Source organism: Planococcus sp. CP5-4_YE (assembly GCF_019042655.1).
Taxonomy (GTDB): Bacteria; Bacillota; Bacilli; order Bacillales_A; family Planococcaceae; genus Planococcus.
In genome coordinates this window covers 12,114-33,471 of the sequence record NZ_JAHPZO010000007.1, presented here as the reverse complement: position 1 = coordinate 33,471, position 21,358 = coordinate 12,114, and the positions used below count along the sequence as shown (strand labels likewise).

The 21,358-nt window shown below is 47.9% G+C and carries 15 protein-coding genes and 1 pseudogene; 12 read left to right on the top strand and 4 right to left on the bottom strand.

All coding sequences use genetic code 11. The features are described 5' to 3' along the window. The first annotated feature begins 1 nt into the window (after position 1). The gene (locus KTG14_RS10170; RefSeq protein ID WP_216970840.1) at positions 2–2,032 is read left to right on the top strand and encodes a beta-galactosidase; all 2,031 of its coding nucleotides are present in this window, start codon (positions 2–4) and stop codon (positions 2,030–2,032) included. A gap of 451 nt (positions 2,033–2,483) precedes the next feature. On the opposite strand, the gene KTG14_RS10165 is transcribed toward KTG14_RS10170, so the two are convergent. Genes KTG14_RS10165 through KTG14_RS10150 form a run of 4 tightly spaced genes read right to left on the bottom strand, consistent with a single transcriptional unit; the run spans position 2,484 to position 7,303 of the window. Continuing rightward, positions 2,484–3,581, bottom strand: coding sequence for an ABC transporter ATP-binding protein (locus KTG14_RS10165; protein WP_216970839.1), 1,098 nt, complete (start codon positions 3,579–3,581; stop codon positions 2,484–2,486). Positions 3,582–3,624: 43 nt separating this feature from the next. After that, positions 3,625–5,121, bottom strand: coding sequence for a UDP-glucose--hexose-1-phosphate uridylyltransferase (gene galT, locus KTG14_RS10160; RefSeq protein ID WP_216970838.1), 1,497 nt, complete (start codon positions 5,119–5,121; stop codon positions 3,625–3,627). Next, positions 5,118–6,119 (bottom strand): UDP-glucose 4-epimerase GalE, encoded by a 1,002-nt coding sequence (gene galE, locus KTG14_RS10155; RefSeq protein ID WP_216970837.1) that lies wholly within the window; start codon positions 6,117–6,119, stop codon positions 5,118–5,120. The genes galT and galE overlap by 4 nt, the downstream gene beginning before the upstream one ends. After that, the gene (locus tag KTG14_RS10150; RefSeq protein WP_374939897.1) at positions 6,116–7,303 is read right to left on the bottom strand and encodes a galactokinase; all 1,188 of its coding nucleotides are present in this window, start codon (positions 7,301–7,303) and stop codon (positions 6,116–6,118) included. The genes galE and KTG14_RS10150 overlap by 4 nt, the downstream gene beginning before the upstream one ends. Positions 7,304–7,407: 104 nt before the next feature. Between KTG14_RS10150 and KTG14_RS10145 the strand changes: the two genes are divergently transcribed. The 11 genes and pseudogenes from KTG14_RS10145 to KTG14_RS10095 form a co-directional block, all read left to right on the top strand. Further along, positions 7,408–8,559, top strand: coding sequence for an ROK family transcriptional regulator (locus tag KTG14_RS10145; RefSeq protein ID WP_216970835.1), 1,152 nt, complete (start codon positions 7,408–7,410; stop codon positions 8,557–8,559). A gap of 51 nt (positions 8,560–8,610) precedes the next feature. Beyond that, a complete protein-coding gene (locus tag KTG14_RS10140) occupies positions 8,611–9,657 on the top strand; it encodes an aldose epimerase family protein (protein ID WP_216970834.1) in 1,047 nt (348 codons plus the stop codon). A gap of 341 nt (positions 9,658–9,998) precedes the next feature. Next, positions 9,999–10,895, top strand: a complete 897-nt coding sequence (locus KTG14_RS10135; protein ID WP_216970833.1) for a hypothetical protein — start codon at positions 9,999–10,001, stop codon at positions 10,893–10,895. Positions 10,896–11,274: 379 nt separating this feature from the next. Then, a complete protein-coding gene (locus KTG14_RS10130; protein ID WP_216970832.1) occupies positions 11,275–14,070 on the top strand; it encodes an EAL domain-containing protein in 2,796 nt (931 codons plus the stop codon). A gap of 196 nt (positions 14,071–14,266) precedes the next feature. Further along, positions 14,267–14,740: a MarR family winged helix-turn-helix transcriptional regulator gene (locus tag KTG14_RS10125; RefSeq protein WP_216970831.1), complete on the top strand. Its 474-nt coding sequence runs from the start codon at positions 14,267–14,269 to the stop codon at positions 14,738–14,740. Continuing rightward, the gene (locus KTG14_RS10120; RefSeq protein ID WP_216970830.1) at positions 14,737–16,461 is read left to right on the top strand and encodes an ABC transporter ATP-binding protein; all 1,725 of its coding nucleotides are present in this window, start codon (positions 14,737–14,739) and stop codon (positions 16,459–16,461) included. The genes KTG14_RS10125 and KTG14_RS10120 overlap by 4 nt, the downstream gene beginning before the upstream one ends. Continuing rightward, positions 16,458–18,284: an ABC transporter ATP-binding protein gene (locus tag KTG14_RS10115; RefSeq protein ID WP_216970829.1), complete on the top strand. Its 1,827-nt coding sequence runs from the start codon at positions 16,458–16,460 to the stop codon at positions 18,282–18,284. The genes KTG14_RS10120 and KTG14_RS10115 overlap by 4 nt, the downstream gene beginning before the upstream one ends. Positions 18,285–18,628: 344 nt before the next feature. Continuing rightward, positions 18,629–19,195: a TetR/AcrR family transcriptional regulator gene (locus KTG14_RS10110; protein WP_216970828.1), complete on the top strand. Its 567-nt coding sequence runs from the start codon at positions 18,629–18,631 to the stop codon at positions 19,193–19,195. 67 nt (positions 19,196–19,262) lie between these two features. Then, the gene (locus KTG14_RS10105; protein ID WP_216970827.1) at positions 19,263–20,117 is read left to right on the top strand and encodes an SDR family oxidoreductase; all 855 of its coding nucleotides are present in this window, start codon (positions 19,263–19,265) and stop codon (positions 20,115–20,117) included. A 324-nt stretch (positions 20,118–20,441) separates the two neighbouring features. After that, on the top strand, positions 20,442–20,738 hold the full coding sequence (locus KTG14_RS18000) for a ferredoxin reductase domain-containing protein (protein WP_367948938.1): 297 nt from the start codon (positions 20,442–20,444) through the stop codon (positions 20,736–20,738). Continuing rightward, positions 20,734–21,252: pseudogene (locus KTG14_RS10095) on the top strand (phytoene desaturase family protein); the annotation flags it as partial. The gene KTG14_RS18000 and the pseudogene KTG14_RS10095, both read left to right, overlap by 5 nt. Between the last annotated feature and the right edge of the window lie 106 nt (positions 21,253–21,358).

Here is a 21,358-nt window from a genome sequence, read left to right as displayed (position 1 = left end):
AATGATCAACGATAAATTGCCGAAGATTTGGCACGGCGGGGACTATAACCCGGAACAATGGGATTCACAAGAAATCTGGGATGAAGATGTGCGCATGTTCAAACTGGCGGGCATCGACGTCGCAACCTTGAACGTCTTTTCATGGGCGCTCAACCAGCCGAACGAAGACACGTACAATTTCGACTGGCTTGACGACAAAATCAACCGTTTGTACGAGAACGGCATTTACACATGCCTCGCGACAAGCACGGCCGCGCATCCGGCGTGGATGGCGAAAAAATATCCGGACGTCTTGCGCGTCGATTTCTACGGCAGAAAACGCAAATTCGGCAGCCGCCACAACTCCTGTCCGAACAGCCCGACTTACCGCGAGTATTCCGAGAAAATCGCCGACAAACTGGCCGAACGCTACAAAGACCATCCGGCAGTCTTAATTTGGCATGTGGCCAATGAATACGGCGGCTATTGCTATTGCGACAATTGCCAAGACGCTTTCCGCGTGTGGCTGAGCGATAAATACGGCACGCTTGAAAAGCTCAACAAAGCGTGGAATACCGGTTTCTGGGGCCACACATTCTATGAATGGGACGAAATCGTCGCGCCGAATATGCTCAGCGAAGAGCGCGAAGACAATGTCTCAGACTTCCAAGGGATTTCTCTTGATTACCGCCGCTTCCAGTCGGACAGCCTGCTCGATTGCTATAAGCTTGAGTACAACGCGATCCGCAAGCATACGCCGAATATCCCAATTACAACGAATTTAATGGGCACTTACCCGATGCTCGATTATTTCAAATGGGCGAAAGAAATGGACGTCGTGTCGTGGGATAATTACCCGGCGATCGATACGCCGTTCAGCTATACGGCGATGACGCATGATTTGATGCGCGGCTTGAAGAGCGGGCAGCCGTTCATGCTGATGGAGCAGACGCCGAGCCAGCAAAACTGGCAGCCGTACAACTCCTTGAAGCGCCCGGGCGTCATGCGCTTGTGGAGCTACCAGGCAATCGGCCGTGGGGCGGATACGATCCTTTATTTCCAGCTGCGCCGTTCGGTCGGGGCTTGCGAGAAATACCACGGAGCGGTCATTGAACACGTCGGGCATGAAAATACGCGTGTCTTCAACGAAGTGGCGCAAATCGGCAGTGAATTCAACCAGTTGGGCGATACTTTGCTCGATGCGCGCGTCAACGCCAAAGTGGCGATTGTCTTTGACTGGGAAAACCGCTGGGCGACAGAGCTATCGAGCGGGCCGTCCGTGTCGCTTGATTATGTCAATGAAGTCCATAAATACTACGACGCGCTGTATAAATTGAACGTCCAAGTCGACATGGTCGGCGTCGAGGAAGACTTGAGCCAATACGACGTCGTCATTGCGCCGGTCTTGTATATGGTGAAAGAAGGCTACGCGGCAAAAGTCGAGCGCTTCGTCGAAAATGGCGGCACGTTCATCACGACGTTCTTCAGCGGCATCGTCAACGAAACGGATATCGTGACACTCGGCGGCTACCCGGGCGAATTGCGCAAGGTACTCGGCATTTGGGCAGAAGAAATTGATGCGCTGCATCCGGACGAAACGAATGAAATCGTCGTGAACGGATCGCGCGGAAGTTTAAGCGGCAGCTATTCCTGCAATTTGCTGTTCGACTTGATCCACACAGAAGGCGCGCAAGCAGTCGCTGAATACGGCTCCGATTTCTATCAAGGCATGCCAGTCCTTACCGTCAATGAATTTGGAAAAGGAAAAGCCTGGTACGTGGCCTCGAGCCCGGACGCAGAATTCCTCGTCGATTTCCTGCAAACAGTATGCGAAGAAGCAGGCGTCGAGCCCTTGCTCGCTGTTCCAGAAGGCGTCGAAACGACAGAACGCGTCAAAGACGGCCAGACCTATTTGTTCGTACTGAACCACAACAACAAAGCAAAATCGATCGACTTGAAAGACAGTCAGTATAAAGAACTGCTGACTGCCCAGCAACTGAGCGGCACGGTGGAACTCGAAGCAAAAGGCGTATACATCTTAGCGAAAGTATAAGCAGTTGCAATAGAAGCAAACAGAAAACCCATGCACAGCGTCCGGCTATTGGAATCAATCCAATGGTGGGGGGCGGGTGCATGGGTTTTTATTGGTGGAAATTTTTGTGGAGTATTGAATAGAATAAACAAAGCTTTTTAAATTGCATGAGGTAGATATTTTACTCAATCTTAATCTGAGTGAAATAGTCAAGTGGCTTGGAGAAGCGTCCACTCGTAACCCCTTCTGCTCAATAATGCTGCGCATTACTTCGCAAAGATAAGCTCTCACGTAGTTCGACCTTATCTTTCCTGTGGATCAGCGAGACGACCGAGACCCCGCAAGGCGCACAGCGACTGAGGAGGCTTGGGCGCGAGCCCACGGAAAGCGAGCGATAAGCTTCGGAAAATACGGTTTCCTGAGTTTCTCTACATACAGAAAAACCCGGCCAGAACTTTGGCCGGGTTTCCTTTTATTTAATGCGCAATTCGGATTCGCTATCGAAGAAATGAGCTTTATTCATATCGAAGGCCATGTCGATCGTCTGGCCGGATTCTACATTGAAGCGTGCATCTACGCGCGCAACGAAATCCTGCTCATTCACATTCGAGTAAAGAATGATTTCAGAGCCCATCAACTCCGCCACTTCTACATAAGCTTTCACTTTTGTATGTGGGGAATGGTCAAGGAACAAAGGTTCATCGTGGATGTCTTCCGGACGGATGCCGAGGACGATTTCCTTGTCTTTATAGCCCTGGTCGCGCAGTGTCGCAAGCTTGCCTTCAGGGACGAGCACTTTGACATCGCCCATGACGAACGAATCGCCAACGATTTTCCCGCGCAGGAAGTTCATGGACGGCGAGCCGATGAAACCGCCGACGAACATATTGTCCGGCTTGTCGTATACTTCTTTCGGCGAGCCGACTTGCTGGATAAAGCCGTCCTTCATGACAACGAGGCGAGTCGCCATAGTCATCGCTTCTGTTTGGTCATGCGTAACATAGACAGTCGTTGTTTGCAGGCGGCGATGCAATTTTTGGATCTCCGTGCGCATCTGTACGCGCAGTTTGGCATCCAAGTTGGACAAAGGCTCATCCATCAAGAATACTTCAGCATCGCGCACAATGGCACGACCGAGAGCGACACGCTGGCGCTGTCCGCCTGAGAGCGCTTTCGGTTTGCGATCCAAATAATCATCAAGGCCGAGAATGCTCGAGGCATTTGAAACGCGTGTTTTGATCTCGTCTTTTTTCATCTTGCGCAGTTTCAAGCTGAACGCCATATTGTCGTAAACGCTCATATGCGGATACAGTGCATAGTTTTGGAACACCATCGCGATATCGCGGTCTTTTGGCGAGACGTCATTGACGCGTTTGTCGCCGATGTATAAGTCGCCATCCGTGATTTCTTCCAAACCTGCGATCATCCGCAAGGTAGTGGACTTGCCGCAGCCTGAAGGGCCAACGAGCACGAGAAACTCCTTGTCGCGGATTTCTAGATTGAAATCCTGAACGGAAACGACCCCTTTTTCGTATTCTTTTCGTATATTCATTAAGTTTAAGCCTGCCATCTAAATCCCTCCCATGTATGTAAGTGCATTGGTTCCATCGTACTTAAACGGTTTTTGCCGGTTGCTCATTGATTGCATGAATAAATCGTTCGAATGCTTGTTGTCCTTTCAATACACCGGCGTCTTCCAAGATCCGGACGAATTTCTTGCCCAATTCTTCCCGCACGAGCGTTTCGGCTTGTTCGCGGTTCGCGATGGGGCCGGATTGCGCTTTTAACTGCTCGGCCCAGTCGAGATGGGCAGGTTCTACGCGGCTGGCCTGGCCCAGCAGGAAGTCCTGGATTTGTTCCAGTTCCTGTTTCAAGCGCGGCGGCAGGACTGCGAGCCCCATCACTTCGATCAAGCCGATATTCTCTTTTTTGATGTGATGGACATCTGCATGGGGATGGAAAATCCCCCCAGGATGCTGCTGTGTCGTGCGGTTGTTTCTCAACACCAAATCGATTTCGAACAGCCCGTCGCGTCCTCTGGCAATCGGTGTGATCGTATTATGCGGCGTATCCCCGGTGAAGGCGATGACGTCTGCCGCTTCATCCGAATAGTGCTTCCAGATTTGCAAAATCTCATCTGCGGCATCCACTAGTTCATCGATGTTTCCGCCTCTCAAGCGAATGACCGACATCGGCCAGTTGACGACAGAGGCCCTGATATCCGGGAATGAATCCAAGCGGAATTTAAACGCATCTTCAGCGCGCGTCATCGCGAATTCATAACGGCCTGCCTGGTAATGATCATGGCTCAAGATGGATCCGCCGACAATCGGCAAATCGGCATTCGAACCGACGAAGTAGTGGGGAAACTGTTCTGTAAACTTCAGCAATCGTTCAAAGCCGCCGCGGTCGATTTTCATGTCGCGGTGTTCTTCGGATAGAAGGATGCTGTGTTCATTATAATAGACATAAGGCGAGTATTGGAAATACCAATTTTCCCCGGTGAGCGGAATCTTGACGACGCGGTGGTTGGCGCGTGAAGGATAGCCGACTCGCCCCACGTAGCCTTCGTTTTCCTTGCACAATAAACATTTCGGGTAGCTGAGCGTTTGCTTCATTTCGCGTTCGCGTTTGATTTGTTCCGGGTCTTTTTCCGGTTTGGACAAGTTGATCGTAATGTCCATCTCACCGTAAGGGCTGCCGTGTTTATAGGAAATGTTTTTTCGGATCCGGTTCATTTGGATATAATTGCTGTTTTGGCTTAGTTTGTAAAAGTAATCGGTCGCAGCGATTGGCGATTCCGCGTATTTGTCGTTAAACGCGGCATTGATGGCGGAAGGCCTGGCGACGAAACAGTTCATGATATTTGCCGACAGCATTTCCTTGTCATCCAAGAGATTTTGGATGACGCCGTTTTCAACTGCGTAGTCGATAAGCTCTTCCAATAAATTGGGGATGCTGTCGTCCGTTGGCTCGACAGCTTCTTCCGGGAAGGCGTCCAGTTCAAGCAAGTGCATCACCTGGTTGCGGGCGTAATCGATATCGTCTGCTTCGATCAATCCAGTTGCCAAGGCTTTATGGATGAGTCCGGCAAGGGTTTGGTGAATCATAGTTTAACCTCTTCTCCGTAGCCTGCAGGGTGAGCGGAATGCCAGTTCCAGGCATCTTCAATGATTTTCGTCACCGAGGTATGGCTTGGATGCCAGCCGAGAATGCGTGTCGCTTTTTCTGTGCTGGCGACAAGAATACTTGGGTCGCCTGAACGGCGCGGTCCGATTTTCACCGGAATGTCCTTGCCGGTGACAGAGCGGGCGGCAGAAATCATTTCATTTACCGAGAACCCTTGGCTACTGCCGAGGTTGAAGACATCATTTTCTCCGCCGTTCCGTAAGTATTCAAGTGCCAACAAGTGGGCGTTGACGAGATCTTCGATATGGACGTAGTCACGGATGCAGGTGCCGTCCGGGGTGTCGTAATCGTCGCCGAAAACGGTGATTTCCTCACGCTGCCCGAGGGCTGCCTGCAAAATGATCGGAACGAGGTGAGATTCTGGGCGGTGATCTTCTCCGATTTCACCTGTCGCCCGAGCGCCTGCAACGTTGAAATAGCGCAAGGAAACAAAGTTCAACTCATGCGCCACAGACGTCCATTTCATCATTTTTTCCATCGTCAGTTTGGTTTCGCCGTAAGTGTTGGTCGGCTGCGTCGGCATCGTTTCGGTGATCGGTACGGCTTCTGGCTCGCCGTAAGTGGCGGCCGTCGAAGAAAAGACGATGTTCTTCACGCCGTGTTTTGTCATGGCCTGCAAAAGCACTTGTGTGCCGTATACGTTATTGTCAAAGTACTTTAACGGATTTTCCATCGATTCGCCGACCAGTGAATTGGCCGCAAAATGAAGAACTTCATCGATTGACTCGTTTTCGAATACTCTATCCAAGAAGTCCGCATCCCGGATATCGCCTTCGTAAAAAACAGCTTCCGGATGGACCGCTTGCCGGTGCCCGTTCTCCAAATTGTCGACGACCACGACCTGCATGCCTTGGTCGATCAATTGATAGACCGCGTGAGAACCGATATAGCCTGCTCCGCCTAATACCAATACACTCATAATTGCCACTCCTCTACTAGCTCTTTTGCCCCGTCAGAGATCTTCGTTTCATAAAATGATGGGGGATAGCCGAAATCTTCGCTATAGACTGTTGTCAGGTTTTTTTTAAAACTGTCGATATGCGCCTGCTCGACGATAGCGATTGCACAGCCGCCGAATCCCGCCCCGGTCATCCGTGCGCCAATGACACCGGGATGGCCCCAGGCCGTTTCGGCGATTTTATCGAGTTCCGCGCCCGTAACTTCGTAATCATCACGAAGAGAGACATGGGAGGCATTCATTAAGTTTCCGAACGCTTCAATATGGCCATGCTCCAGTTCGCTGAGCGCACGCACGGTCCGTTCATTTTCGTAGACGGCGTGTTTGGCGCGCTTGCGGTTGATGTCGGTAGTAATCAAATGCTTATGCTGCTCGAATTGTTCGCCGGTCAGTTCGCCAAGGCTATCGATTGGTAATTCTGTCCGCAAATCCATCAAAGCCTGTTCGCATTCGCTGCGGCGTTCGTTGTATTTGGATGAGGCAAGCGTGCGTTGTTTATTGGAATTGATGATGACGATCTCATAGCCGTTCAATTCGACCGGTGCGTAATGGAAGTCCAGCGTCTGGCAATCCAATAGCATGGCATGGTCTTTTTTGCCTTTGCCGATGGCGAATTGGTCCATGATGCCGCTATTGACGCCGATGTAGTCATTTTCAACTTTCTGGCCCAAGCGGATCATTTGCAGGCGCTCGATCTCCAAATCGAATAGCTCTTCTAGCACCACGCCTGTCGCCATTTCAATGGAAGCGGAAGAGGAAAGGCCGGCGCCGTTTGGAATATTGCCATAAAATAAGATATCCATGCCGGTAGCAATAGGAAAACCGTTTTCGATGAAAGTATGGATCATGCCTTTTGGGAAGTTCGCCCAGTCGTGATCGGAATTGAAAGACAAATCGCTGAGTGTGCACTCGATAATTCCGGCATCCGGAAAGTTCATTGAATAAAAACGCAATGTTTGGTCGGTGCGCTTCCTGGCGATGGCGTAAGTACCGAGTGAGATGGCGGCTGGAAACACATGGCCACCGTTATAATCGGTATGTTCACCAATCAAATTGATGCGGCCGGGTGCGAAAAAAGAACGCGGTTTGTCAGCGGTCTGAAAGATATCCTGATAGTTTTGCAGCAAATCTGGCTGTGTCATCATGTCCCTCCGATACTTTGTAAATTAATTTAATTAACATAAGTATATGGTATTTTGTTAAACTATTCAATAAAGAAACTGAAAACTTTAAAAACGGAGGAATCAGTATGCGCCAAGGCAGCTTTCAATGGATGAAGTCGATGAACAAATCGATCATCCTCAATAAAATCAGAACGCAAGGGCCGATCTCCAGGGCGCAGATTGCGCGCGAGACCAACTTGACCCGTCCGACAGTGAGCAGCAGTGTGAAAGAACTGATCGACCAGAACATTGTCGAAGAAAGCGATATCGGCCAGTCCCAAGGCGGCCGCAAACCGACGATGCTGGTGATCAATCACGGCGCTTTTTGCATTCTCGGGGTGGATGCCGGCCCGGATTCGATTGAATGCATCGTGGCGGACCTTTCCGGAAAAGTGCTCGAAAGATCCGAAACCCAATTGCAATTGCCGACCGATAATGAAAAGTTTCTCGATGCCTTGAAACGCTGCATTGAGGACTGCCTTGTAAAAGCAGCAGGGAAAGATGTCGTCGGCATCGGGGTCGCCATGCACGGAGTGGTGGACGTCGAGACGGGCGTATCATTGGTCGCGCCGAATTTAGGGCTGACGGACATCCCCATCAAAGAAGAGCTCGAGAACACGTTCGGCCTGGAAGTGAAAGTGGAAAACGATGCACGCGCCATGGCACTTGGTGAGTTTTGGTTTGGCGATCACGGTGAGCTGGAGAGCATGCTTGCCGTCAATATAGGACGCGGTGTGGGCGCGGGGCTCATCATCGGCGGAAAACTGTACCACGGCTCATCAGACATTGCCGGTGAAATTGGCCATATGACGATCGATCTGCACGGGCAGGTGTGCGAATGCGGTAACCGTGGCTGCCTGCAAACCTTTGCCGCCGGCCCGGCAATCGCACGGAACATCAGCGAAAAAACGGCTGAATCATTAAATGCGGAACAAGTCTTCGAACAAGCGCTGGGCGGCAATGAAGCTTGCATCGAGGTGCTGACACAAGCCGGAAGGGCCATGGGCGTTGGGCTGACCAATTTGATCCATATCGTCAATCCGGAAAAAATCGTTCTCGGCGGCGGCGTTTCCAAAGCGCAGCAATTCATTCTGCCGGCGATCCGTGAAACGATTCAGGCATCTGCATTGACGCAATCGGCAAGCCGGACGAAAGTGGAAATTACCAAGCTTGGCGACGACGCCACGTTAATCGGAGCAGTGACGCTGTTGTTGGTGGACGTTTTTGAACTGACGTAAAGCGACTGAGTTGTACTTGAGGATATAAACATTGAAAGGGTGGTCAACAACATGGCAATTACTGAAAAAGCATTCGGGCAGATGAACGGCCAAGATATCACGCGCTATACATTGACGAATGACAAGGGCTTTCAAGTCTCGTGTCTCGACTACGGCTGCATCATCACGGAAATCCTGGCGCCAAACCAAGAGGGGTTGCTGGAGAATGTTGTACTCGGTTTCGATACATTGGATGAGTACGGAAGCAACCCGCATTATTTTGGGGCCATCGTCGGACGTTTTGCCGGCCGTATCCAAGAAGGGGCTTGTACAATAGAAGAAACGGATTACCAGCTCGCAAAAAATTCTGATGGCCAGCATTTGCACGGCGGCCCTGGCGGCTTTCATTCGGCTATCTGGAAAGCGAAGTTGAATGAGAATGAGCATGAATCAATTGTGGAATTTACCCATTTCAGCCCGGACGGGGAAGAAGGGTTTCCTGGAAATCTAACGATGACGGTCCGCTACATAGTGAAAAACGACGAAAATCAATTGGCGATTTCCTACTCCGCGAAATCCGACAAGACGACCTTGCTGAATGTCACCAACCATTCCTATTTCAATTTGAGCGGCGATTTCAAGCGGACGATTGTGGATCATCAACTGACCATCCCAAGCAGCCACTACGCGGAGTTAAACGGCGACATGCTGCCGACCGGTAAACTCGTGCCGGTAGAAGAAGATCCGCTGTTTGATTTCCGTAAAGGGAGAACCATCCGTGAAGGAACAGACTCTCAGCATCCTCAAATCGAGCTGGTTGGCGGCGGTTATGACCATCCGTTCCTATTGGATAAAGAAGCCAAGCCGGTGATTGAGCTTAAAGACGAAGAAAGCGGCCGCAGTTTGCAGGTTGAAACGACAGAGCCGGCAGTCGTCTTGTACACCGCCAACCATATCGGCGGCCCGTATTCATTCAAAGGCGTGGCGGCTCAAAATCAGCTCGGGCTATGTCTCGAAACACAAGGGATGCCGGATTCCATCCATCATCCGCATTTCCCTTCTGCGATATTGAAAGCAGGGGAAGCGTTTGAGTCTCAGACGGTGTACCGTTTTTCGTAATTCTGTCCCTGTGCATCACACAATTCAAGCCATGGAAACCGCGTAGATGATGGGGTGAAGGCTGAAAACGTCCCTGTGCACCACACAATTTCAAGCAAAAAGGCGAGCGCAAATTTTCGCGCTTGCCTTTTTGCGTTCTGATGCCAACTTCATATCATCTATCTGTAAGATCCTAAGAAAACCACGTATGTAAAGTGTCATAAATTTTAAAATAATAAGTTCTAAATATTTAGTTACTATTATTTAGTATATGATAAAATGATCATAAAAAGATCGTGCGAATAGGGCGATAATCACCGTTCTACACGTACAAAAATCATCCGCCGAAAAGAGGAAATCCTTTGAAAATCCATATTAAAAAGTCTTTGTATTCTACCTTGGCAACTTCTATCTTATTAATGGGAACGACGAGTGGTGTTTCAGCCCATGAAACAGCAGGAAGCATCGATCCGCAAACGTATGAAGCTTACTCACAACAAGATGCCAAGTATTCGAAGAAAGTTGTAAAAGCCATCAGTGAAGTATTGGAAATGGACGCTAATTCCCAACAAGCTGTAGCGGTTATCAACCAGCTACCCAAAATAATGGCATGGGAATACTATTTATCTTCGTTTGGGAAAAAACTCAAAGGCAACGAAATTCGTCAAGCGGTGGAGGAAGTCTTTGACATCGACTTAGACTATGTGTCAAAAAATGACTACGGCAGCAAACTGTCAATTTACCCAACGCCTGTCATGGAATCCGTACGCGTTTCGTTGAAGGAAGAAATTACATCTGTTGCAAAAGATGCTCGCATTATGAACATGTCCAAAAACGAAGTTATGGATCGCTACATTAAACAGCAAAATTATGCACTAAGTGGGGCACAAGCGAGTTTGTTGATTAACCAAATTTTCGGCGTAAATCTGGTAGGGATTTCAGGCTTGGAAGGCAAGCAGCTTGCCATCAGTTCGAAGGGGCAATGGATCGTAAAAAGCGACCGGGATTTGTTTATTCTCGAATCCAGTCTGGATGATGTAGATGTTTCGATTTATGCGGGCTCTCATCTTCAGGAGTTGACAGGCGGCAGCGAATTGCCTGCGCCATTAATTGCCAAGCTGACAGAATTAGGATTTACGTATCATGAAACGGAACAACTTCTCTATTACAAAAATCCAACTGGTGAATCAATTCCAGATGCATTCAAAGGGCAGTTGATCGGGATCCTTTTGGGCACTATTGCACAAATGAATGGCTAAGGATAACGTTTAAAAAAATATCCTAATAAACCCTGCAGCTGCTTTTTCGGCAATTGCGGGGTTTGTTATGTCTTCATGATTTGGCATGGTGGTTTGTTTTCGGATTTTCAGCCAATTAGCAAGGGCATTTGGCCTGTAAATTAGGTGCTTGTTCGTTAAATTTCAATATTAACAAGGATGAAAGTGAATGATTTAAATTAAGATGTGGGATAAAAGTAAAAAATAACTATTTAAGCTATTTTTTTATACGGTAATATAGTAGTAGAGTAGTACGTTCGAAAAGTAAAGAACAGAAAGTAAACTAAAAGCAAATCATTACACTGTCTTGTTTTGTCACCTTCTGCAGTGGCGAGCGAGTTAAGTATTGGAGGTTTGAATAATGGAAAAAAATCAAACGAGATACTCCCGCTTGGCCCATATCACAAAATTAATCAATACCAACTTAGAGCTGCGTCCGTTGCTTGAACAAGTGGTAATGGCCATTTCTGAAGAAGTGATGCGCTGTGATTCGGTAGGCATTTATTTGCCTCAAGAAGATGGAAGATTCCGTGGGTATGTAGGGAAGCCTGAGGTCATCAACGGCATGACACTCGATATGCATGTTGTGGATACGGACTTTGACTTATTGGCGAAAGAAGTTATTGAGACGCAGGAAACCATTTATATCCCGGACACTGCAAACGACCCCCGTCCTGACCCAAGGGCTGTTGCGGGCTTTGGCATCAAGTCTTTATTGGTGCTTCCGATTTCGTATGAGGGCGAGTTGTTTGGGCTGGTGTTCTTGTTTGACTACGGGATCCCCATGGAGTTGACGACCGATGAAATTCAAACGGTTGAAGCGTATGTCAACATGGCTGGAGTGGCCATTAGGAATGTGAATAATTTAAAGCGCAAAGAAAGCCTGTTGTCTGAGAAACAGATGCTCTTGGATTTGACGCGGGATTTGTCGATGAGCTCGTCGATGACTGAAGTGCTGGAGATTTGTCTTTACTACACAGGTGCAGTATTGAAAAATGACAATATCGGAGTGCATTTATTGGATCCGGTGGCTGGCAGAAGACTAAAGCCATCCCATTTAAGTGCCAATAGTGAATGGAATGAAAAAGAGTGGTTGAAAAAGCACGAAGAAATGGCATTTGATCCTACAACAGATCCTGCTTTTGAAGCGGTAATGCATTCCAAGAAACCTTTGTATATTCTGGATGTGAAGCAAGATAATCGGGTGAACCAGGACGTGTGCCAAACATTCGGCATCGAACGGATGCTGTTTCTCCCATTCGTCACGATGGGGAAAATGCTGGGTGCCATGGTACTTGTCAGCTTTGATAAAACAGAAGAGGTATTTAGTGAATCCCATATTGACCTTGCACAATCCGTCGCCGAAGCAACCGCTTCCATATTATCCAATCTGCTGTATATGGAGAAGCAGGAGATGCTGATACAGGAAAGGACTTCCGAAATTCGCGTGAAAAATATTGAATTGAAACAAGTTATTTCCCAGTTGAAGAGTCTAGGGCGGGAAAACGAATTGGTTTTGAGTTCGGTGGAAGAAGGAATTTTCGGGCTTGATTTGGATGGGAAAATCACTTTTTGCAACCGTGCAGCAGAAGCGACATTGGGCTATGCAAAAGGTGAACTGATTGGGCAATACTATAGCATCATTTTGAACAAAGACACCGCATTATCGACGGACTCGCTTTCCCTGAAACAGGATTTGAAGTTTCGGAAAAAGAGTGGGCTCGAGTTTTCGGTGGAATATGTCGTGTCTTCTGTGAAGGAAGAAGGAAAGATGATCGGGGAAGTTGTTACATTCCGGGATATTACGAAAAGAAAGCAATTGGAAAAAGAAATTACCCATCTTGCTTATTACGATCATTTGACGGACTTGCCGAACCGGGCATTACTGGAGTATTTTCTAAAGCAGGAAATCGACAAAGCGAAATTAGCTGGACAGAAATTAGCTGTGCTGTATCTGGATTTGGACCGCTTCAAAACCATCAATGACAGCCTTGGCCACAGCTACGGGGATATTTTATTGAAAGACGTCGCCAATCGGATAAGTCAATATGTACCAGATCAGGCATTCGTTTCCCGCCAAGGAGGGGACGAATTCACAATTGTACTGCCTGCGTTCGATAGCCTGGCAGAATTGATGGATTTGGTCGGGCGGCTAGTGGATTCATTTGCAGATGCATTCATATTTAAAGGAAACGAAGTTCATATCAAAGCCAGCATTGGAATCAGCATGTTTCCTGAAGACGGGGAATCAGCAGAGGTATTGATCAAAAATGCAGATGCCGCAATGTACAAGTCGAAAGAGAAATCTGGTACGTATTATCACTTCTTCAGAAGTGAAATGAATACGCGGAACATGGAAAGCATTTTTCTCGAGAATGCATTATATAAAGCGTTGGAAAACGATGAATTGCTGTTGCATTATCAACCGCAAGTAGATAGCCGAACCGGACGTGTCACAGGAGCTGAGGCGTTGATTCGGTGGATGCATCCGACGCGGGGAATGGTATCTCCGGTGGAATTCATTCCGACAGCGGAAGCGACAGGCTTGATAGTGCCGATCGGGAAGTGGGTACTGGAGACTGCATGCAGCCAATTAAAGAAATGGCATGAAGAAGGCCGTACCGAGATGTCAGTTTCTGTGAATATGTCCGGGAGGCAGTTTGAAGAGGATGATTTGGTTTCTATGGTCGAATGTATCCTAATGAGAACTGGTGCAGCTCCTGAATGCCTGCATATTGAATTGACTGAAAACCAGATTTTTAGAAATACCCATATGACACTCGATAAAATGAGGGAACTCAAAATGCTGGGGGTCAAAATCGCGCTGGATGACTTCGGCACGGGCTATTCATCTTTAGGGTATTTGAAAAATTTCCCAATTGATACATTGAAAATAGACCGCTCCTTCATGGTCGATATTTTATCCAATAAAAACAACGCAGCCATTACGAGCACCATTATTACGCTTGCGCAAAATCTGGATTTGAATGTCATTGCAGAAGGTGTCGAGATGAAAGAGCAGCTGGATTTTCTGGCTGCGAGAAATTGCTTTAACATTCAAGGGTATTATTATAGTAAGCCTTTGGAAGTGGGGGAATTGGTAAAGTATATGAATCGGGTTGCGCCGATTTTAACTAATGATTTTCCGCATTCGTAACACGATATAATATGTATTCCGGCTGTTTATAAAACATAGTCAATCTCCTCCAGTCCCCACGCTGGCAGGAGATTTTTTTAGTGCAATCAAAACCGGCACTTCAAAATTGACGGCTTGCAGCAATGGGAGTAGCTTAAAGACATTACAGTAGATAGTTCCGTTTGGAACGATTGAAAATGGGAGAGTGGTGCGCGAGATGAAAGTTGAAAATGAAATCGCTGACTATATGCAATTGATGCTGTCTTTTGCTGAAGTGCAGAAAAGTATACTGCGCATTATACAGAAGTCGACAGCAGACAAGGGCATGTCGATGCCGCAATATTCAATTTTGATGACGCTCTTCCGTGGCAGCGACATGACACAGAAGACCATCGCGGAAAAAACCTTCCTGCCCAAAAGCACCTTGAGCCAGGCGGTGGACGGGATGGTCAAGGATGGATATGTTGCCCGTCAGCCGATGGAATGCGATCGCCGCGAGATGTGTCTTGAACTCAGTGAGGCAGGATTGGCATTAGCTCAGGAGCTCCATATTCAGGAAGATGGGCTTCATCAGCTGTTCAGGGCAGCGAGCGCGCAGTTTACCGAGCGGCAAATTGAAGAACTGATCGCTGCACACAGAAAAATCTCTTCTTATCTAACCAAATCGGAAATGGAGGGGGCAGTGAAATGATTAAAATCCTTAAAAACCTCAGTCCCTATAAGTGGATTGTGCTCGGCGTCATTGCCTTGGTATTCGCTCAGTCGATGGCGGAGCTGTTTTTGCCGACATTGATGGCTGACATCATCGACAACGGAGTCGTTCAAGGAAACATCCCCTATATTTGGAGAATTGGGGGCTGGATGCTGTTGGTATCCGCGATTGGCGCCATTGCTGCCATCTTTGCCAGTTACTATTCAGCCAAAGCAGCGATGGGGCTCGGGCGCGATTTGCGGCAGAAAGTCTTCAAGCATGTCGGCCAGTTCTCGCTTCAGGAGTTCGATGAAGTGGGGACCGCATCTCTCATCACACGGACAACGAATGATATTACGCAAGTCCAGCAAGTGGTCATCATGATGCTGCGCATGGTCATCAGCGCGCCGGTCATGCTGGTCGGCGGCTTGATCTTAGCGATTTCAAAAGACGCAAGATTGTCTTTGGTCATCATCGGCGCGATGCCGGTTCTGGCCGTGTCGATCCTGCTCATCCTGAAATACGGCATTCCATTGTTCCAACAAGTGCAAAAGCAGCTGGATGGCTTGAACTTGGTTGTGCGGGAAAATTTGACGGGCATCCGGGTCATCCGTGCGTTTAATCGCGAAACGGAAGAAAAAGCCCGTATGCAAAAAGCCAACCGGGAACTCGCCGACGTCTCTATCAAAGTCAATAAAGTCATGGCATTCCTAATGCCGGTCATGATGCTGGTCATGAACATGACCGTGGTCGCCGTCATCTGGTTCGGAGGCATCCGTATCAGCAACGGGGCGATGCAGATCGGGGATTTAATGGCGTTTATCCAATACGTCATGATGATCATGTTCGCACTTGTCATGGCGTCCTTTATGTTTGTCATGATTCCGCGAGCGGCTGTGTCAGCTAAGCGCATCAATGAAGTGCTGGAGATGCAGCCGGCCTTCAAGGACGACGGTACGGAAAAAGCGAACCGCGAACGCGGCACCTTGGAGTTTGACGATGTCACATTCTACTACCCCGGAGCATCCGAGCCGGCGCTGTCGCATATCAGTTTTACGGCAAAACCTGGTGAAATCACGGCCTTGATCGGGGGGACGGGTTCCGGCAAGTCGACGCTGGTCAATTTGGTGCCGCGTTTTTACGAGGCCACAAATGGTACAATCCGTGTCAATGGTGTCGACATTCGGGAAGCTCCGCAACAGGAAATCCGCTCGAAAATTGGCTTTGTCCCGCAAAAATCCATTCTTTTCACGGGAACGATTGCCGACAATATTCGCTTTGGCAAGCAGGACGCTAGCCAAGTGGAAGTGGATCAGGCGGCAAGCATCGCACAGGCACAGGAATTCATCAATCGAATGGAAGGCGGCTACGCAGCGGAAATCGAACAAGGCGGTTCGAATCTATCCGGCGGGCAGAAACAGCGTTTGTCGATTGCACGTGCGTTGATCCGCAAACCGGATTTGTATATTTTCGATGACAGCTTTTCGGCGCTCGATTACAAGACCGATGCTAAACTGCGCAGAGCGTTGAAAAATGAAACGAAAAATGCCACAGTACTATTGGTCGCACAGCGTGTCAGCACGGTCGTCGACGCTGACCGCATCCTCGTCTTGGAAAAAGGTCGCGTGGTCGGCATGGGGACCCATGATGAGTTGTTGGAATCCAATGAAGTATACCGTGAAATCGCCCTATCCCAGTTGTCAGAGGAGGAGATCGCATGAGCCAGATGGGACCTCCACGCCCCGGAGCGAGCATGCCGGCGGAAAAAGCAAAAGACTTCAAAGGAACCTTCCGCCGTCTCGTCGCTTATTTGAAACCGCGCAGGAAAAAATTAGCGGCGGTCTTTATCGTTGCAATTCTTAGTACCGTTTTCGCCATTATCGGACCGAAAATCATGGGAATGGCGATTACCGAATTGTTCGAAGGTGCCTATGGCCAATTGCAGGGTGTGCCGGGTGGCGGCATCGACTTTGGGGTCATCGGTCAAATCCTTGCCATTCTGGCTGGACTGTATGTGTTCAGCAGCCTGTTCAGTTACATCCAGCAGTATATGATGTCGACAGTGGCACAGGACACGGTCTATGATTTACGCCAAGACGTCAATAAAAAGCTCGAGAAATTGCCGCTCGAATATTTTGATGGCCGGCCAAATGGCGAGACCTTGAGCCGCATGACCAATGACATTGATACGATCGGCAGCACCTTGCAGCAAAGCTTGACGCAATTCATCACGTCCATTGTGACGCTTGTCGGGATTCTCGTGATGATGCTGACGATCAGCCCGTTATTGACCTTGATCGCGGTTGTGTCCTTGCCGTTATCGCTGTTTGTCATCGGGCCGATTTTGAAACGGTCGCAAAAGTACTTCAGCAGCCAGCAAAAAAATCTCGGCCGCCTCAATGGCCATGTTGAGGAAATGTATACTGGCCATCAAGTGGTCAAAGCATTCGGCCATGAAACCAAATCGAATGAACAATTCGATGCGGTCAATGACGAACTCTATGACGCCGGGCGCAAAGCTCAATTCATCTCCGGAATCATCATGCCGATGATGAGCTTGATCGGCAACTTGAGCTATGTGCTAATCAGCATCGTCGGCGGTGTATTGGTTATCCAGCGAGCCATTTCAATTGGGGATATCCAGGCATTCATCACCTACTCGAAACAATTCACCCAGCCGATCACACAAACTGCGAACATCGCCAATATCATCCAGTCGACGGTGGCTGCAGCGGAGCGGGTATTTGAACTGTTGGATGAGGAAGAGGAAGTGGAGGCAGTGACTACCTCTGTATTGGCACGGGCAAAAGGAGCAGTAGCATTTGAAGATGTCGACTTCGGCTATAGCGACAATTTGCTGATTGAAGACATGAATATCGATGTCCAACCGGGCCAGACAGTGGCCATTGTCGGGCCGACCGGTGCCGGCAAGACGACTTTGATCAATTTATTGATGCGTTTCTACGAATTAAAAGGCGGCCGTATCACCATCGACGGCCTGGATTCGCGGCAGATGTCCCGCCAGGAGCTGAGGCATAATTTTGGCATGGTGCTGCAGGACACATGGCTCTTTAATGGCACAATCCGCGACAACATCGGTTACGGCAAAACGGGTGCGTCCGAAGAGGAGATTTTTGAGGCGGCACAAGCCGCACATGCCGATCACTTTATCCGGACTTTGCCGGATGGCTACGACACGGTATTGAACCAGGAAGTATCGAATATTTCGCAAGGGCAAAAGCAATTACTGACCATTGCCCGCGCAATCCTTGCCGATCCGCCGATAATGATTTTGGACGAAGCGACATCCAGTGTCGATACCCGGACAGAAATTTTGATTCAACAGGCGATGAACCGCTTGATGGCAGGGCGCACCAGTTTTGTTATCGCACACCGGCTGTCGACGATCAAGCACGCCGACCTGATCCTGGTCATGGATCAAGGAAAAGTCATCGAACAAGGCACGCATCAACAACTGCTCGACAAAGACGGATTTTATGCAGATCTGTATCGCAGCCAGTTTTCAGCGAAAGTGGCGGTGTGAAAATACAAAGGCCCAGCGTGCAGTTGCACGTTGGGCTTTTCCGTTTGTATAGCTTGCATAGCTGCAGCCGCAGAAGGGGCGAAGCATTCAATAATCAGGAATAGAATTTTGTCATAAGAGCTTAGCTTCTGTACTTCAAAGTTCAAACCTTTCACGGGATTCAAGATCAAGGAATACTGATTCAACCAACAACCATCATTGATCCTGTCCCAGGCAGATATCGGTGCTGATCTTATTGTTATTATTATTAGAATTATCTGACTTAATAATTGACAAAGAAGGAATGAAAAAGCTAAGATTTATATAGACCGATTGGTATAATTTGATTAAATGAGGGATTAGTGATGAATGTAAAAGAAAATTCAAAAAATAAGTTAGTCAAGACCGCTTCCCGGCTTTTTCAATTACAAGGCTACCATGCAACAGGCCTTAACCAAATTACTCAAGAAAGTGGAGCTCCGAAAGGTTCCTTATATTATCATTTTCCCAATGGAAAAGAGGAACTAGCGATTGAATCTGTTCAGGCCACTGCTGATTTTGTTTCAAGCCAAATTGAACAAGGATTAAGCAGTTCAACAGATGCGGTTGAAGCTATCCAAACATTCATTACCGACATGGCGGAACGGTTCCAAAAAGAACATCGAGCAGGCGGAATCCCAATTGCTGCTGTAGCGCTTGAAACGTCCCTGATCAGCGGGCCATTGAGGGAGGCTTGCCAATCCGCTTATCAACAATTCCAAAACGCCTTTACTGAAAAATTGATTCAATCCGGCTATGAAGAGGAGCGGGCAAGGGAATTAGGAAGCGTTATTAATTTAATGATCGAAGGCGCATTTCTTATATCCTTTACGACAGGGGATAGTAAACCGTTATTTCTCGTCGCTAAGCAAATTCCAGTTCTGCTCAAATAGAGTCGACTGGTTTTTTTACACCAGTTGATATATAGACGGGTCTATTTTGAATAAAGGGAGGTTGATGATGAAAATATTAGTCACAGGAGCATCAGGGAATGTCGGGAAACATGTAGTAGAAGAATTGCGCAAGAAAGGGGAGAGGGTCGTTGCAGCTGGTACGAACCTTCCGAAGCTAAAGAAGCTTTTTAACGAGGAAGTTGATGCTGTCTACTTCGATTTCACGGATGAGGACAGTTACGATTCGGCACTCCAAAATGTCGATAGGGTTTTTCTGATGAGACCGCCTCACTTAGGGAAGCCTGAAGACCTGTATCCATTTATTGACGCCATGAAATTACGGAACATCCAGCTGGTTTCGTTTCTCTCTTTAATGGGGGTGGAAACAAATACGATCCCGCCCCATCACAAAATTGAAAAATATATAGAAGAAGCAGGAATCCCTTTTGCGCACATACGTCCCAGTTTCTTTATGCAAAACCTATCAGGTGTCCATTCGGTAGAAATCAAGGAAGCCAATGAAGTATTCATTCCAGCTGGAAGAAGTAAAACAAGCTTCATCGATACGGAGGATATTGGGCTCTCGGTTGCTACTGTGCTTCACTTGCCAAACAAATATAAAAATACAGCCCATACAATAACCGGCCCCGAAGCGTTGGATTATTACCAGGTTGCGGATATTTTAAGCAAAGTGACCGGGAGGAAGATTACTTATGTAAAACCTGGATATTTGAAATACAGAAGACATTATATTCAAAATCGCGGATTAGATAAAGGCTATGTGAACGTGACTGTTGCACTTTATTTCATGACAAGGATGGGGAAAGCTCAAGACATTACAGACGATTTTTTCAAGCTGACAGGAAGAGATCCACATTCTTTTGAAGAGTTTTCACTGGTCCATAAAGAGTATTTCATGTAAAAAGGCAGGCTTTTCTATAAAGGAGGGTTCAGGGTGGGAGTTATCCAGGACATTGCACCGATTTTAAAAAAGAAAGAACTGACACTCGTGGAAAGCTATGAAGAAAGGGATGAAGTCTATACATTTATCTTCAAAAAGGAAGAAGGGCTGACATGGAAGGCTGGCCAACATGGCATATTCAGCATTACCCATAAAAAAATAAAAAAATCGACTCGGCCATTCAGCGTGGCATCAGCCCCTTTTGAAAATACCATCAAAGTATCAACTAGAATCAGCGAAGCGCCGAGTGAGTTTAAAAAAGCCCTATTGGAACTGGAACCAGGGATGAAGCTAAATATGCGTGGGCCAGTCGGGCCTCTTTATATCGACCACGAAACCCCTGCGCTATTGATAGCAGGCGGCATCGGCATTACTCCTTTTCGGGCAATCCTGAAAGAGGCAGAACAGCAAGGACGTCATCAGCTTCAGCTGCTTTATATTGATAGTAAGGAATCGTTTTTATACAAAAACGAGTTGGATGAAATCGCAAAAGACACTTCAATTACAGTGAATTACTTGAACTCAAGGGAAGAGCTTTATGCTGGAATGGACATATTTATCAAGGAACATAATGATGCATAATTTCTTCTTCTCAGATAATTTAAAAGAGCAGATGGACAAAGTGTTCGAGCGCCATGAGTTGCCGGACGACCCGACGATCTACCTTGTCAACGTCAATAAGACCGATCCGACGCAAGCGCCGGAAGGGCACGAAAATATTAAAATCCTCCCGCATATTCCGTATATCCAGGACAACCCGTTCACGCCAGAACAATATAAGGAATTCGAAGAGCGCGTCATCGATAAGCTCGAACGCATGGGGCTCGACGGCTTGCGCGACAATATCGTCGTACGCGATGTCTGGACGCCGCATGATATCGAACGTGTCTACGGTTCGGACCGCGGCGCGATCTACGGAACGGTCTCTGACAAGAACAAAAACGGCGGCTTCAAGCACAAAAAGCAAAGCGAACTATACGACAATCTGTATTTTGTCGGCGGTACGGTCAACCCGGGCGGGGGCATGCCGATGGTGACCTTGAGCGGCCAGCAAGTAAGCGATAAGATCGTCAAACGCGATAACGAAAGCAATTAACAGTTTTCAGCCCTCATGCGTATATTGAATTTCCCTCTGTATGGCTTGGGCTAATTGCATTTCAAAAGGCGGTGCCAATGACTTCGAAAAGTCATCGGCACCGCCT